The sequence below is a fragment of the Paenibacillus sp. FSL H7-0331 genome (assembly GCF_001956045.1).
Genome location: NZ_MRTH01000057.1, coordinates 1 through 16641, shown reverse-complemented (window position 1 = coordinate 16641; position 16641 = coordinate 1). Strand labels below are relative to the sequence as shown.

The window sequence follows — 16641 nt, the reverse complement described above, 5'->3', positions numbered from 1 at the left end:
CCTACGATCGCTGTTGTTCATGGATTTCTGGATTGTATAAGACATTTAGAGGTAGAAATCCATGAACAAAGGCAAACGCTTCGCTTCTCCAGAACACATCGTCCGCTCCGCTTTTGATTCATCGATATTTCACAATCGTAACTGCAAAGAAATCAATAATTACTAGTCATCACTCCGTAATTTCCTTAACGCCATCGCCGATCGTACATACGTAGAAATCGGCTGTCAAACCGGTTTTTTCCTTATAATTCGTGCCTACCTGTTCTATGAAGGTATCCACGCTATCCTCATGCACAAGAGAAACTGTACAACCGCCGAAGCCAGCCCCGGTCATTCTTGAACCGAGCACGCCTGGCACCTTCAAAGCTTCCTCGACCATCGTATCCAGCTCCAGACCGGTAACTTCATAAAGATCGCGAAGCGAATTGTGGGAGCCAATCATCAGCTGCCCAAAGCCTTCCAGATCACCCTTCTCCAGCACTTTCATCGATTCCAGAACACGATGAATTTCTTCAACAACATGCTGCGCACGTCTGCGTACGGTTTCATCGGAAATCAAGTGCTGGTACTCATTGAATTGCTCCAGCGTCAATTGACCGAGCAGTGTCAGCTGTGGGAACTGACCTTGCAAATCTGCAACCGCCTGCTCGCATTGGGAGCGCCTTTCGTTATACGCTGAATCGACAAGCCCACGTTTTTTGTTCGTGTTTCCGATAACCAGCTTATAGGCCCCACTGTCAAATGGCACATGCTTGTACTCCAGCGTATCGCACATTAACAGAATGGCATGATCCTGTTTACCCATAGCTACCGCAAATTGATCCATAATACCACAGTTCACGCCCATAAATTGATTTTCCGCTCTCTGGGACAGCAGCGCGATCTTCACTTTATCCGTCGGTTGGCCTTCCAGTGTTAACAATGCATACGCCGTAACAACCTCAATCGAGGCAGATGAGGATAGGCCAGAGCCATTCGGGATTGCTCCGCTATATAAAATATCATAGCCGCCAATTTCAATTCCCTGCTGCTGCAATTGGTCAATAATCCCCTTCGGATAGTTGATCCAGTCGTCTGCCTTGTCGAATACGATACCTTGAATGGAAATATGTTTGTGTTCAGGGAAATTGGTTGACGCAAACCCGAGCTGTCCATCCTGTCTTTTGCGAACCAGCATCGTCGTTCCGAAAGTAAGCGCAGCGGGAAATACGTAACCGCCGTTATAATCCGTATGCTCACCTATGAGATTAACTCTACCAGGAGCATGAAATACTCGGATAGCTTCATCGTCTTCACCGAATTTTTCAACAAATATACGTTTCAATGCTTGTAAGTCTGCCATCATTACACCGCCTGTATCATAATGAGTAATTGTTGGTTCACTGCTGTCTGCTACATATTTAGTATACGTCTGCGCTTTCTTTTTCACTATGGAAGGATGTTAGCAGCGCATGGAAAAATGTTAGATTTTTGTGCGTGTTAGTGCGTTGGATGAGCAAACTATTGTAAAATGAAATAACGCAGGCGTATTCAGCAGCAGACTGTTACCTGTCTGAAAGTGCTGTGAACACCGATTAGAGCTGTTCACCTTATTCCATCCTAATTGTACGTCCTAGTCCATGAAGCGAGGGTTACCCGCATGACCAATGAAATCAAACGCACGGAAAGCTACTATGTTGTCTCTAATCCACAGCCTTCGGAGCAGGAGAATTTGGCTGTACTGTTCACCGGCAGCAGTCAAACCAAGCCAGGACATAAGCCGGGACCGAAGGTTGTGGACTATTACCTGCTGCACTACATCCAATCAGGCTGCGGCACCTACACCTGTCAGGGTCATACGTACCAGCTTGGACAGGGCGACAGCTTCCTGATTGAGCCCGGCAAGCTGATCAGCTACGTGGCAGATGAAGCAGAGCCTTGGCACTACCGCTGGCTGGCCTTTGAAGGGAGTCAAGCTGCTCAATTACTGGAGAGCATTGGGCTGTCCTCACAGCAGCCTATAGTCCATACCGGCGGCAAGCGTCATATCGCGGTCATTTATCATCAAGTGCAGGCCGCCTTCCAAGCCAGGGTGCCTCACGCCGGGCTGAAAGCAGTCGGATATCTCCATCTGCTGCTGGCCGAATATGCACAGGCACTGCAGCCCAAACAGCAAAACGATCTTCATTTAACCGGCAGTGGCGAGCAGATCGCCCAGCAGGCACTTCATTACTTATCCAGCCAATATGCAGAGCCGATAACGATTGAGCTGATGGCAGAGACGCTTGGCTACAATCGCGCTTACTTGTCGACATTGTTCAAGAAGCATACGGGCCTGACACCGGTCACCTTTTTGCTGCGGTTGCGAATTGACAAGGCTCGTCTGCTGCTGCGCGAACGTAAGGAGCTTACTGTCGAGCAGATTGCATCCTCCGTCGGCTTCCAGGACCCACTCTATTTCTCCAAGCAATTCAAGCGGCTGTATGGGATATCGCCAACCGATTACCGAGATGCCATGAACCGGCTGTAATCCGCGAAGGCATTTGAACCTGCTCCAAACAGCCTTATCAGCTAGTAGGTCTCATCGGGAGAGAGGGCGCTCGCGGGATCAACTTCTCTTAGCGGCAGCATCAGGCAAATTTGCGCTCCTTGTCCAGGTAGGCTCTCCGCCCAGATGCTGCCCCCATGAAATTCAACGATTTCCTTGGCAATCGCAAGCCCCAAGCCGCTGCCGCCAGCCGCGGAATTGCGAGACTTGTCTTTTTTGTAAAAACGGTCAAACACATACGGCAAATCGTCCTGCTCGATTCCACTTCCAGTATCCTGTATCTTCAGCATAAGGTCATGCTCATTCTCCTGCAGCAGCATTTGAATCAAGCCTCCGGTCGATGTGTGCTTAATAGCGTTATGCACCAGATTCGTAAACACCTGATCCATCCGATTCACATCGATCATTAACACTCTCGACGGCAGCTCTGGCGCGTTCGTGCTGGTTGACCGGAACTCGAATTGCAAACCCGCGTTATGGACCTCCACGACATAACGTTCACTAAAATAAGTGATAACCTGCGCTATAGTCAGCTCCTGCATATAAAAGTCAATTTGCCGCGCCTCCAGCTTGGAGAGCTGGAACAAGTCGGTAATCAATCGATTCAAGCCCAGAATCCGACTCAGAATGAGCTTCAAGTATTTATCCTGCTGCTCCGTTCCTACGACAACACGATCAATCAACGCCTCTACATAACCTTGAATCAGCGTCATCGGTGTGCCCAGGTCATGTGAAATGTTGCTCAAGAGATGGCGGCGTGACGTTTCGAGCCGTGCCAGATCTTCATTCGTCCGGGCCAAGGTCAGATTCGACTGCTCCAGCTCGGCAGTACGCTCCTTGATCCGGTACTCCAACCGCATGTTCAGGTCGCGAAGCTCACGGGATAAGGTTTCTACGGAAGCAAATGCCTGAACCGACTTCATACTGATTACAAAGGAAGCCATGAAAATAACACAGAACAGGCCCACCGGTGAAATGCCTCCAAAACCGATCCATTGATCATACTCAGCCGCATCTATCGCTGCCATGATCATATAGATGATGACACCCGATAAAATGAGGCGGGCGCCTTCTCTTTTTGCTGCAAAAGCTCTAATTAAAGTAATAATCAGACACACACACACGGCAGCATTCAACCATTGATAAACCATAACCATAGAAGTAAACACATATGGGGGCGCCAGCAGAGTAGCTGCCGTAAAGAGTGCACAGCTATAGAGGGTAAATTGCACAATAGCCCTGCTGGTTTCCTTGCGATATAACGAATAACAAAATACGAGTGCGACAGCCGTGCTTAAATAAAAGCACACATATTCCAAACGCATGCTCGTCACCCAATCCAGTCGGGGAAACAGCTTAAACATGGCTCCTTCTCCCACCAACATCGTGTGGATACCAACCAACAAACAAAACAAACCCAGATACAAGGGGCTTTTTTCCTTCATGCGGATCAAAAATAGACCCAAGTTGTAAAATCCCATTAGGAGCAGACTACCGACCAGCAGCATATCGAGGCCCATCAGCCGATCATGAAAGGCTACCATTTGTCTGGCTTCACCTAACATCAGTTCACTCTCAATGCCGCCATACCGATGGTCAAAGTTCGATACCTGAATCACGATATCCAGCTTATCAGCACCTGCCTGGGGAAAAAGCACAAGCTGCGGGTAATTAACCGGAGTTGAAGTGTCACGATCGAGACCTACCCTGCCACCGTAAGCGACGAATTGCCCATTAATCCACATTCGATAAGCTGTACGGATCATCGGCAGCTCCACGGCAAGCACACGGGAAGATGGATTCAGCTGTACCTCAAGATGGAAGGTTGCAACCCCCATTCCGGATATCCGCTCTCCATCCACCTCCTGTCCGTTCCATGCCTGCGGCAGGTCGATCCAGTGTCTGGGACGTTCCTGATCTTGCAGTGCGGCGATCTGGTCGGGATTCAGTAGTTGATCCCAATAAAATTCCCATTGCCCGTTTAACGTAGCAATACCATTATTGCCAAAACTCCACTCACGCAAATTTTGTACGCCTTGAACAGCCTCCCACCCACTGACAGTCCTGGGAGACGATGAAGACTTGTCAACCTCACAGCCGCTTGTACTTAATAAAAGGATGGCACAAAGGACAAGAGTCCATATATAATAAAGATAATATCTGGGAATCCATACCACTTACTTTCCGTAAAATTTTGAAAATCACAGAAGGGCAGCTTCGGCGTAAACAAGGAGGATCTAATGGCAGGAGAAAAAATTTTACTCGTCGATGACGAGCCGGAAATCGTTGAATTAATACAAATGTATCTGGTCAAAGAAGGCTATAAAGTGCAAAGCACACACAATGGCCCAAGTGTATTTGAGTATATGGAGCAGTTCGCACCGGACCTGATTATATTGGATATTTTGCTGCCGGGTATGGATGGTATCGAAATTTGTCGACAGCTTCGCCAGACGAGCAACGTCCCGATTTTATTCATCTCCTGCAAAAAAGAAGATGCCGATATTATCCTCGGTCTCGGCACTGGTGGTGACGATTATATGACCAAGCCCTTCAGTCCCAGCCAGCTGGTAGCCCGCGTCAAGGCTCATCTGCGGCGCAAGCAGCTATCCGATCAGCAAAAGGAGGATTCACAACAGCTAAGCTTTCCCGGTCTCGAAATTGATTTGCTGACCCGCAATGTATGGACAAGCGGGACGCTCGCACCCATATCATCCAAGGAATTCGATTTGCTGGCGCTTCTAGCCAAAAAGCCGAATAAAGTCATCCCGATTGAGCATCTTTACAAAAAAACATGGGGGATGGACAGCAACGGTGATACCCGAACACTGCTTGTACATATTAGTAACCTTCGCAAGAAAATCGAACCCAATCCGGCTGAGCCTACTTACGTACAAACGGTGCGCGGCGTCGGCTATAAATTCAACAGCAATTTGTAAATGCTGCGGTTATTAACGACTGGCTGTATGCACCGAACTGCCTATTGCTAAAATGACATTTATTTTCGGTCGTAGGCGATACGCTGCAGCAGCTCATCCATTTCCTGATTCGTTAGGTCACGCCATTGCCCAACCCCAATCCCTTCAAGTAGGATGTTCATAATCCGAACCCGTTTCAATTTTCTAACCTCATAACCCAATGCCGAGCACATCCGACGAATTTGCCGATTCAAGCCCTGTTTCAATATAATCTTGAAGGTTCTTGTATCCAGTTGGTCTATAGTACAAGGATTCGTCATGGTGCCCAGAATCCTCACGCCACCAGCCATTCCTTGTAAGAACATTGAGCTGATCGGCTTGTCTACCGTCACGATATACTCTTTTTCGTGGTCGTTTTCTGCACGCAAAATTTTGTTCACGATATCTCCGTCATTCGTGAGCAGAATCAGGCCCTCTGAATCCTTATCCAGCCGACCGATCGGGAAAATTCGTTCCGGATGCCCAACAAAATCGACGATATTGCCCTTGATATGCAGCTCTGTCGTACATGTAATCCCTACCGGCTTGTTCAAGGCGATATACACAGGTGGCTTCTTGGCAAGCACTGGACGCCCGTCCACACACACCTGATCTCCATCTTGGACCTGACTACCCAGCTCAGCCAGCTTGCCGTTGATCGTAACACGCTGCTCTTCAACCAATTTATCTACGGCACGACGCGAGCAAAAGCCTGTTTCACTAATAAATTTATTAATTCTCATCTACGTCACTCCACTTGTTAATAAACTCCATCTATTATACCACGTCACCTTCTCCGAGCAATAAACTCCTAATACTAAGGGATTTTTGAGCAGCAACGAGTGTACCAAACGTTCAGGAACGTGCTAAAAAAACATTCTTGCTGCGAATTACTTAGTAATGGCAGTCTCAGCTGACAGCCATAAAACTATACAGGATTCGACAATGCTTTAAACAGAATGTGGGGGAACACTATGCAACCATTGTCGACACAAGAACAAAAGAAGCCCAAGTCTGGCCTTAAACGTTCACGCTGGTGGCGATTCAGCCTATGGATCACGGGTTCTATATTATTGGTAGGGTTGCTTATAGCAGGTGCAGGCGCCTTATGGATGAGTCAGCTCGATATTAGTAAGCTTGAGCATCCGCTTCCCGAGCCTACACTGATCATGGACCGAAATGCCCAGCCAGCTTCTCAGCTATCCTCATCGCGTATTGAACCTGTGCCACTGAAGCAAATACCGTTAGAGCTGCGCAATGCGGTGATTGCGGTTGAGGACCGACGCTTTTATGAGCATTCCGGTGTTGATATATGGTCAATTACCCGGGCGCTATGGCGGGACCTGATATCCGGGTCGATGAAGGAGGGCGGCAGCACGCTGACTCAGCAGCTGGCCAAAAATCTGTTCCTGCAATCGGATAAAACGATCAGCCGCAAGCTGAAGGAAGCCGCCTATGCGCTCAAAATCAATATGACTTACACCAAGGATGAAATTTTGGAGCTGTATTTGAATAGTATCTATTTCGGCGAGGGGCGGTGGGGTGTTCAGGGTGCCGCTCTGGAATATTTCGCCAAGCCGGTCAGCCAGTTGAATCTGGTGGAATCGGCTCTATTGGCGGCATTGCCGAAAGCACCCACAACCTATTCACCTGCCAAAAACAAAGACAAGGCGCTCGAACGCCGTAATCTGGTGCTGCTTCTCATGAAGGAACAGCAATTTATTACGACTGCCGCCTACAACCAAGCAATTGTGCAGCCCATTACACTTCAACAGCAAAATGAAGAATCCTTGAAAGGAAAATATCCCTCTTATGTGGATTACGTCATCGAAGAGGCTGCTGAGCTGTATGGATTCACAGAAGAACAAATTCTAACATCGGGCTTGCGAATTTACACGGATCTCGATCCGGTGATCCAGCAAACGACTGAAGAGATTTATGGGCAGCCATCCTTGTTCCCTGAAAGCAGGACAGACCAAATGATACAGAGCGGCGCTGTTATTATGGATCATCGGACAGGCGGCATACGCGCACTGATCGGCACACGCGGACCGCAGGTATACCGCGGCTTCAATCATGCCACCCAGCTGCGCCGCCAGCCAGGCTCGTCCTTCAAGCCATTGGCCGTATACGGACCTGCCCTCGAACGCGGCTACACCTCGAGCTCCGTCCTGTATGATGGAAAGCTGGATATTGGCGGTTACCGACCACGAGACTGGGACGGACAGACACGCGGACAGGTTACATTGAAGGAGGCTATTCTACGTTCATGGAACATTCCCGCTGTCTGGCTGCTGAACCAAATCGGCATTGAAGCCGGCTTGGACTTCGTACAAAGGGCAGGCATTCCACTGACCGCGGCCGACCGCAGCTTGAGCTTGGCCCTCGGTGGCTTGTCCGAGGGCGTATCACCCCTGCAGATGGCGCAGGCCTATGGCGGCATCGCCAATCTCGGCGTGATGCAGAAGGCTCACGCCATCTTGAAAATTACGACCAAGGATGGGCATACCTTGGTCGAGGCCGTGCCACAATCGTCCGTATTGACGCGGCCGACTGTGGCTTATGACCTGACTTTACTGCTGCAGGAGGCAGTCAAGTCAGGAACCGGTTCGGCCGCCGCGATCGGGCGGCCCGCCGCAGGCAAGACGGGCACCACGCAGCTGCCCGACACGCCGGAGTTCAGCAGCATCGGCGCCAATGGTGCCAAGGACGCTTGGTTCGTCGGCTTCACGCCGGAGCTGACAACGGCGATCTGGCTTGGCTATGATCAGACAGACCGCGATCATTATCTAGTCACCTCGGGAGGAGCCGTTCCAGCCGCGCTGTTCAATCGGATCATGAGCAGAGTGCTGCGCGACGTGCCCGTTACTCCTTTTCCGATTCCGGTCGTCTCGCGTAATCCGTCTGCTGAACCGACATTACGATCACGGTAGAAGTCTACCGAATCGTCAGGACAGCCGTTTCAATCGGCATGGCGCTCTCGGTCATTTCCTTCATATCCTTTAAACGAACCTGACCTTGGGCTGCCTCAGCTTCACCTATCAAAATGACGTACCGGATTCCTTTGGACGCTGCGGAGGTGAGCGACTTTTTCAGCTTACGCCCGCTGGCGTCCACGCGTGTACGAATCTCTGCGGACCGCAGCTTCGCAGCTGCTTGCAGGGCAAGAGGTGTTTGCTCTCTGCTTATAGGCAAGATAAGCACATAGCTAGGTGCGACAGGCATTTCTCTTTCCAGCAGCAGCTCCATAATCGATTCCATGCCGAAGGACAGACCCACAGCCGGATAACGAAGATCTTCCCGGCCAACAAGGTGTCCGATAATATCATCATAACGCCCGCCACCACCGAGGCTGGACCCATACCCACCCGTTTTATCAAAAATCTCATACACTGTACCTGTATAAAACGATAAACCCCGTGATAAAAAAGGGTCAAATCTGCAGCGGAGTCCAAGTCCGGTCTGATCAATAAGCGCTTGAAGCGCATCAGCCTCCTCAGCGCCACGGCTGGCCCCGAGGTCAAATTGTGCGGTAAGCTGCCCCAAGGTTGGGTTATCCATACTGATCAATCCGATAATGTTACGTGTGACACCATCATCCAATCCCTTGGTGCTCAACTCTGCTTGAACGCCTTCCCGACCAATCTTGGCGATTTTATCCAATGTCAGCATCACTGATAATCGTTCATCCGCAGAAACCACGCCCAGACGAGCCAGCAGCTCACTCAGAAACAGCCGATTGTTCCAGGTAATCACCACATCCATGCCCAATTGCCGAAAAACCGTTGCCGCAAGCTGCATCAGCTCCGCCTCTGCCTCTGGCCCCTGAATGCCAACTACGTCTGCATCACACTGAATAAATTCACGCAGCCGCCCCCGTTTGACGGGACCATCCCGGAATACTTTGCCAATCTCATACCTTTTAAAAGGGATTTCAAGTCCCGGGTTCAAAGCGACTACCTTGGCAAATGGAATCGTGAGATCATAGCGGAGTCCCAGCTGCCGATTACCCTGATCACTCAATTGATACATTTCTTTGAGGATTTCATCGCCTCCCGCATATTTGGATGCCAGCAGCTCCTGCTCGTTTAAAACGGGGGTTTCCATGGAATCAAAGTCATACAGCTCAAAGTTGGCTTCAATAACCGATTGCACCTTTTTGCGAAGCGCCTGCTCTGCACCTACATAATCAAACGTTCCTTTTACATTTTGCATATAGGAATCACGTCTCCTTCATTCGTTTATGGAAAAGAAAACAAAAAAACGCGCAGGACCTCTGGTCCCTCGCGCCTTGTATGTCGCAGGGAGGCCAACGCGATTAGCGTTAGCCCTCCCTGTTATCGTAACAGGTGTGCTAACGCCGCTTGTGATGATGAAGTTGTGAGATCCGGCATGTATACATAGACATAGGTATTCTCTCCTTCAACGTATTGAGATTGATTATAGCGGAGTCGATTATTTTATGCAACTGTATGCAGGAATACCTTTTCTGGCTTCAGCCATTTGTCTGCGGCCAGAAAAAGTGCTCCTGCTCGGTTTACCTGGTTATCTATCCACGCTATCCTGATGAGTATGTGCTTTATTTACTGTTTACTGTCCACTTTCTTCATTACGTTACCGGCTTGGCTTACCCGACCAGCACCAACCGCGATACTGGCAGCTGGATCGATATTTTTGATAATCGCCTTCAACCTCATCACATCCAGGAAATGAACGGTATACATCAGAAATTGGGGAGGTCGTGTGGTTGGCTCCCACATCGGTTTTGCGCCAGTCCCTTGAGCCGGGCTTACACTGCTTACTTTCAGCTCCACAGGATCATCGATCTTACGGAAACGAAGCTGGATTGCCCTTTCGATTTCTTCACCACAGCTGCTCATGATGCATAGCGTTCGGTAAGGAAGCAGCCCATGGATGCCACGAATCGAGACATGCAGCATTTCAAACGCCAGTATATAGGCAATAATGGAGTACATCGCCTGCTGCCAACCAAATATGAATCCCGCCACTGTTAAGATGCTGCAGTTCATCATCATGATCACGTTCTCTGGGGATAACAACCCGCGATGTCTTGCCAAATATCTTTCATTCATTTCAAGGGTATCCAAGGTTCCCCCATAGCGGACAACCATACCGATCCCCAACCCTAAACACACACCACCGCATACCGCAGCCGACAGGCTGTTATCCAACAATGCCGGTACAGGATGGAGAAAGATTGAGCTTAGCGAAAGTACGACGATCCCAAGAAGAGTCATGATCGTAAACTCCAAACGGATATGACGGTAAGCCAGAACAATGAATGGCAAATTAAACAGGAACAACAGTAACCCAATCCGCATTTCCGTCATATGGGACAAAAGCGCTGAAATCCCTGTCATGCCTCCAACGACAATTTTATTCGGTATCAGGAAAAGCTCCAACCCAATAGAGGCCAGAATGCCTCCCAGGATCACTATCAGGATATGAGTCCCCCGGTGGCGAGATCTCGCGGACTTGCCCCTAGCAGCAAATTGTACCTGGTTGATCGCAGCACGTAACATGTTTAGTTCCTCCTCTTTCACTTTGAAATCCAAGCCTTGACAGCCGGTTCCGAGCTAGCGTTTCAGAACTTCAATTTACATAGCTTAATCCTGGACTACCGTGCTAATTTTCTTTTTGGGCCTCTCCTTGAATTTAAATATTTTGTCGAGAAACGTATAGATGTGCTTGCTCTCTTTGGACAGTAACGGCCCTAAAATCGCCATAATGAGTACGTAAAGTGCAGCGAAGGATTGGAGAACCGGCATTAACCCGCCTGCTTTGGCCAAATTAGCCATGATGATCGAGAATTCTCCACGTCCCATAATCGTGAATCCGATATTTAGTGAGGATTTAACGGATAACCCCGCATTCATCCCAGCCAGCATCCCCGCAGTGAAATTACCTATCAGGGTGATCAGCACCGCGGCAAGCGACAGCCAGATGGCCCCACCTAATGCCATTGGATCGATCGTTAATCCGAAGCTGAAGAAGAAAATGGCGCCGAAGAAATCCCGGAAGGGCATGATCAGGTGTTCAATCCGTTTGGCGTGGTCGGTCTCTGCCATAACAAGGCCAATTAATAGCGCTCCGATGGCTTCAGCGACGTGAATCGTCTCAGAGAAGCCCGCAACCAGAAACAGCATGGAAAAGATCACCAAGCCGAACAACTCATTGGACCTAATATTCAGCACCCGATTCAAAAGCGGAACCGCTTTGCGTCCGACAAACAGAACAAGGAGCATGAAGCCCAGTGCAATTGCAGCTGTCAGCAGCACCCCTCCAAAGCTGGAGGAATTGCTCAGTACCAGACCTGACAGGATGGAAATATATACAGCAAGGAATACATCCTCGAACATCGTAATGCCCAGTACCATTTCCGTCTCGGGATTAGCCGTCCGCTTCAGATCAACCAGTACCTTGGCCACAATGGCACTCGACGAAATCGTCGTAATACCGGCAATGACAAGCACCTCAGCCCACGGGTATCCGGCAATCCAACCGAGCATCAGGCCTAACATAAAATTTATCCCGATATAAATCGATCCGCCCTTTACAATCGATTTCCCTGATTTGATCAGACGCCCCACTGAAAATTCAAGACCCAGATAAAAGAGCAGAAACAGCACACCAATCCGGCCCATGAATTCAATTAACGGTGCGCTTTGAATAAAGCGGAAGTCAAAATGCCACAGCTCCAGCGCATGGGGGCCAACCGCCATCCCGATCAGAATATAAAAGGGAATAACCGAAAAGCGCAAACGGGCTGATAACAGACCAGCCATCGCTATGAGTGCAATCGCAAGACCTACTTCGAGTATCATATGATCCATATATCAACCACTTCCATTCAATAAAATTTGTTTGATCAATCTTTGCTGCTGTCTTTCTCCGACCACGACGAGCGTAGCTTCGTTCTGAATAACGAGCTCTGGACCCGGGCTTACGTGTTTCGTATGATTTTTCTCAATGACTGCAATAATCATTGCACCCGATTTTTGGCGCACATCCAGGCCTCCAATAGACTGGCCAATACTTTTGTAATGAGGTTCGATTTTGTACCATTCAATAATCAGCTCGTCAAACGCCATTTCAACCGTTTCCAGCATTTTCGGGGTATACGTCATACCTCCTACAATAGCGGCTACTTGCCTGGCTTCGTCATCATCTAACGTGATTGTGGAGATCGTTTCATCGGGATCATCGTGTTCAAAATGATACATTTCCCGCCTTCCGTCATCATGAATAATAATGACCAGCTTTTCCCCACCACGTGTATGGATTTCAAATTTTCTACCTATCCCTGGTAAGTTGGATTCTTTAACGTTCATGCTTGGATGACCTCCTGTTTTTTCATACCTGTTGATAAACAAACCAAATAACCTCCGAGAGACCTTTCTTTTTTTCGGAATACCTGAATTTCATTCATTTTTAGCAATAGCAAATAGAGCTCGGAAATACAGAACATACGTTCTTATTTAAGCATGACAAATACACTATGAACAAAGGTGAGATTTTTAGACGGCAAGTGAGGTATTTACTGACACGAAAGTGGAGGTGAATCTAATGGGGGTCATAAACAAACGTTTCAGTAATATAAAAATGCAGGGTTTAAAGTTCAAACGGGGTAAAGGAATACGATTCAAAATAAGGTGAAGAACAACAAATAAAATCGGGAGGGATTGCGATGTAACCATAAGCTTATGCAAAAGCGAAGAATGCTTTCGGGTGGCCAACTTGGGTTTATTTCCCTGATTGGCAGCTGCGGATTCGGGAATGGATTCATACGTTGTATATTCTTCATGCAGACTTGTTGGAGGGGACATCATCAATGCAATAGCCAATACTATATATCTCAATAATCGTGCTGCTCTATGAACATTGATCATCATATCCCCCCTTTAATTTATATACTGTTACAATTCCGATTACTATTAGTGTACCATATTTCGCTGATTATCTCAAACGTATACCTGCTATGACTTCAAGACGACAGTGAGCTGACCGACGAATCAAAGACGAATAACCCTCAAGAGCTGAACGCTCTTCAAGGCTATCCGCGGAACAACAAATATTGATGTTATCGCTGGATCGTATCGCTCCAGGAATGCTCGGCTTTCCAGTTCAGCACACGGAACGCCTGCTCTGTGCTTACGATCGCTTCGCGCCCTGCGAAGCGTTGTCTCCGATCCTTGACCTCGGGGTAAAACTGATCGAGCAGTTGCTCCGTATCCCGATCACTGAGCGTATCCCTGCTCGTAATATTGAGGTCTGCCGATCCGACCGAGAGCGTACCTATTGAAGCGATGCATGCCCTCACTGCATCCCGAATATCGATATAGCTCCACAGAATCCGCTTGTGCTTCTCCGGATTCCGAATGTCCGGCTCGAATGAGGGATACTGCTGAGGAGCCACGATCATAGAGAAGCGCAGCGACATCACCTGCATCCCCGTACGCCGGTGAAACATACTGGCTGTAAGCTCATTAACGATCTTGGATAGTCCGTAGCATTCCTGTGGCAGCTGGGGATGATCCTCATCCACAGGCACATAGAGCGGATCGAAGGGACTCGGTGCCCAGCAGAAGCCGTACGACGATTCGCTTGAACCGAGCGCGACCTTCCCGATCCCGAGCACCGAAGCTGCCTCCAGTACGTGGTACGTCGAGACCACATTATTGGAAAAAATAGTCGAGTGGGTATAATCAAGCGGAGCAGGGATAGCGGCCAAATGGATCACCGCGTCCACTCCGGCCAGTCCTGCAACGACCTGACCGAAATCATTCAGATCCACGCGAATTTGCTTGCATCGGAACTGATCGGATTTGCGCTCGTCCAGTGCGACGACCTGATAACCCTCTTCCAGCAATTGCTTGACAACCTCATTTCCCAGCTTGCCGCTGGCCCCTGTTACAGCTACTGTTTTCAACTGACATCACACTCCTTTGTTGGTAATAGATATCACGGGCGGACGATGGTTCCGTCGGCTTTGCGATCCAGGGGATACGGCCTATGGTACTTGCTCTTGTTCCAATCTGCTTCAAGCAGCAGCGCTGCCTTGTCTTCGTCGATGTCGATGCCGAGTCCCGGCTTCTCTGACACATACAGATAACCGCCCTTGCGTTCGATGCAGCCAGGGAAAACCTCCTGCTCTTCTTCCGTGAAATGATTGATTTCCTGAATGCCAAAATTCCAGATTGCCATATCGAGATGAACGGCTGCCGCCTGATTGACGGGGTCGTTCTCTCCACCCTCCTGCCAGGCGGTTCGGACGCCGAACGTCTCGCCCAGCGTGGCGATTTTGCGGCAGGCGCTGATGCCGCCTGCTTTGGATACGCGGACCCGGATGAAATCAATCATCCTCTCCTGGATCAACGGCACATATTCCTGCGGATTCGTGAACAGCTCCCCAACCGCCTGTGGTGTCGTGCATTGCTGCCGGAGTTGACGGTACCAGCCAAGCTGATCGGGGGGCAGCGCATCCTCCAGAAAGAACAAATGATACGGCTCCAAACGCTTGGCGAGCTGAATCGCGGTTATAGGGTTCAAGTGCTCATGCACATCATGCGTAAATTGGATCTCCGGCCCGAACTTCAGACGAAGCTGCTCAAACATGGCCGGTATCGCATTTAAATAAGTCTGCTCGTCGAATACCGGACCGTTAGTCCAGGACCCCTCCGGCCGGTTCGTCAAATCTTCCCGGAAGCCCCCACCTCCATACGCTCCAAGCTGGCACCGGACCACGGTGTACCCTTCCTCCAGGTAACGGTGCACCTCCTCGACCAGCATGGACAGATCCTTGCCTCCCGCGTGCCCGTAGCAGGGAACGGCTGAACGGCAAGCGCCCCCTAGCAATTGGTAGACCGGCTTGCCTGCTTCCTTGCCCTTGATATCCCACAGCGCCATATCGATCGCCCCGATGGCAGTTTGTTGAATGCTGCCATGGCGCCAATAGCCGCTCAGATGCAGTGTTTGCCAAATATCTTCGATCCGATCGGCATCCTTGCCTACAAGCAGAGGAGCGATCAACTGCTCAATTACCTGCACCACCGCTTCAGGATTATATAGATCAGAGGCAGAGCCGATGCCGTATAGACCGTCCTGATCAGTCATTACCTTTACAATCGTCCAGCTTCCATTTCTTCTCGTATGTATGCAACGAATTTGCTTGATTGTCGCCATGGTGAGCCTCCTCGACTAAAGTCACCCTCTAATCTTAGAGCGATCAAATTGCCAAAACAATGAGACAATCCTAAACTTTCACGATCGATCTTGGCCTGTTATTAAATATAAAATAAAAGCGAATTCTCATTCAGAGCTGAATGGAAATTCGCCTTATCTGGTCTTCCTTGTTCTATTGTATACATGTTAAATCGGGAAGAATGCAACCTTCTGTTCAGCAATTATGCATTTTTAAATGCAAGAAAAGGGCGGAAGCCCGCCCTTCTCCTTTTCATGTTACTCTTGAGTTTTTGCTTCAACAGGAGTACGGTTTCCGTGTCCTTTCTCCATTTGCGCTTTAAGCTCATCTACAGTAATGCCTTTTTCTGCTGCCAGTTTTTCCAGCTTCGCCTGACGCTCCTGCTCGATTTGAGCTTTCAGTTCATCTACAGTAATCCCTTTCTCTGCAGCCTGCTTTTCCAGCTGTGCCTGGCGCTCCTGCTCGAATTGTGCCTTCAAGGCTTCAACGGTTATTCCTTTATCAGCCGCCAGCTTCTCTAAATTCTGACCGCCTCCAAATCCGCCTTTGCCTCCGTCCTTATTACCGCCTCTGGTTCCACGCTCTTGCTCCAGCTGTGCTTTCAATTCATCCACAGTGATGCCTTTTTCAGCGGCCTGCTTTTCCAGCTGTGCCTGACGCTCCTGCTCGAATTGTGCCTTCAAGGCTTCTACCGTAATCCCTTTTTCAGCGGCTAGCTTTTCCAGATCCTGACCGCCAAAACCACCAGGGAATCCACCTTTATTATCGCCTCTGGCAGCACGTTCCTGCTCCTGCTGAGCCTTAAGCTCATCCACCGTGATGCCTTTTTCTGCCGCCAGCTTTTCCAGCTTCGCCTGGCGCTCCTGCTCGAATTGTGCCTTCAAGGCTTCTACCGTAATCCCTTTTTCAGCGGCTAGCTTTTCCAGATCCTGACC

General features: G+C 49.3%; 12 protein-coding genes and 1 pseudogene. 3 read left to right on the top strand and 10 right to left on the bottom strand.

Annotated elements, in window-relative coordinates; genetic code table 11:
- Nucleotides 1-169 precede the first annotated feature (169 nt).
- The gene (locus BK127_RS38510) at nt 170-1342 is read right to left on the bottom strand and encodes a galactokinase (RefSeq protein ID WP_076237979.1); all 1173 of its coding nucleotides are present in this window, start codon (nt 1340-1342) and stop codon (nt 170-172) included.
- A gap of 297 nt (nt 1343-1639) precedes the next feature.
- Between BK127_RS38510 and BK127_RS38505 the strand changes: the two genes are divergently transcribed.
- Nucleotides 1640-2509, top strand: coding sequence for an AraC family transcriptional regulator (locus tag BK127_RS38505; protein WP_076237978.1), 870 nt, complete (start codon nt 1640-1642; stop codon nt 2507-2509).
- A 41-nt stretch (nt 2510-2550) separates the two neighbouring features.
- On the opposite strand, the gene BK127_RS38500 is transcribed toward BK127_RS38505, so the two are convergent.
- Nucleotides 2551-4551, bottom strand: coding sequence for a sensor histidine kinase (locus BK127_RS38500; RefSeq protein ID WP_076237977.1), 2001 nt, complete (start codon nt 4549-4551; stop codon nt 2551-2553).
- A 216-nt stretch (nt 4552-4767) separates the two neighbouring features.
- On the opposite strand from BK127_RS38500, the gene BK127_RS38495 reads away from it, so the two are divergent.
- Entirely contained in the window at nt 4768-5466 is a 699-nt protein-coding gene (locus tag BK127_RS38495; RefSeq protein ID WP_076237976.1) for a response regulator transcription factor, read from the top strand.
- Between the two features lie 59 nt (nt 5467-5525).
- Here the strand turns inward: BK127_RS38495 and rluF are convergent, their stop codons facing one another.
- The gene (gene rluF, locus BK127_RS38490) at nt 5526-6227 is read right to left on the bottom strand and encodes a 23S rRNA pseudouridine(2604) synthase RluF (RefSeq protein ID WP_076237975.1); all 702 of its coding nucleotides are present in this window, start codon (nt 6225-6227) and stop codon (nt 5526-5528) included.
- Between the two features lie 231 nt (nt 6228-6458).
- Between rluF and BK127_RS38485 the strand changes: the two genes are divergently transcribed.
- Nucleotides 6459-8417: a transglycosylase domain-containing protein gene (locus BK127_RS38485; RefSeq protein WP_256711632.1), complete on the top strand. Its 1959-nt coding sequence runs from the start codon at nt 6459-6461 to the stop codon at nt 8415-8417.
- A 4-nt stretch (nt 8418-8421) separates the two neighbouring features.
- On the opposite strand, the gene BK127_RS38480 is transcribed toward BK127_RS38485, so the two are convergent.
- The 7 genes and pseudogenes from BK127_RS38480 to BK127_RS38445 all read right to left on the bottom strand — a co-directional run.
- On the bottom strand, nt 8422-9699 hold the full coding sequence (locus BK127_RS38480) for a histidine--tRNA ligase (protein ID WP_076237974.1): 1278 nt from the start codon (nt 9697-9699) through the stop codon (nt 8422-8424).
- 368 nt (nt 9700-10067) lie between these two features.
- On the bottom strand, nt 10068-11027 hold the full coding sequence (locus tag BK127_RS38475) for a YitT family protein (protein ID WP_076237973.1): 960 nt from the start codon (nt 11025-11027) through the stop codon (nt 10068-10070).
- An 84-nt stretch (nt 11028-11111) separates the two neighbouring features.
- Entirely contained in the window at nt 11112-12338 is a 1227-nt protein-coding gene (locus tag BK127_RS38470; RefSeq protein WP_076237972.1) for a cation:proton antiporter, read from the bottom strand.
- A 3-nt stretch (nt 12339-12341) separates the two neighbouring features.
- Entirely contained in the window at nt 12342-12836 is a 495-nt protein-coding gene (locus BK127_RS38465; RefSeq protein ID WP_076237971.1) for a cation:proton antiporter regulatory subunit, read from the bottom strand.
- A 749-nt stretch (nt 12837-13585) separates the two neighbouring features.
- Nucleotides 13586-14434 carry an NAD-dependent epimerase/dehydratase family protein gene (locus BK127_RS38455; RefSeq protein WP_076237969.1) on the bottom strand — a complete coding sequence of 283 codons (849 nt, stop codon included), beginning with the start codon at nt 14432-14434 and terminating at the stop codon, nt 13586-13588.
- Nucleotides 14435-14466: 32 nt separating this feature from the next.
- Nucleotides 14467-15687 (bottom strand): enolase C-terminal domain-like protein, encoded by a 1221-nt coding sequence (locus BK127_RS38450; protein ID WP_076237968.1) that lies wholly within the window; start codon nt 15685-15687, stop codon nt 14467-14469.
- 276 nt (nt 15688-15963) lie between these two features.
- Nucleotides 15964-16641: pseudogene (locus tag BK127_RS38445) on the bottom strand (hypothetical protein); the annotation flags it as partial.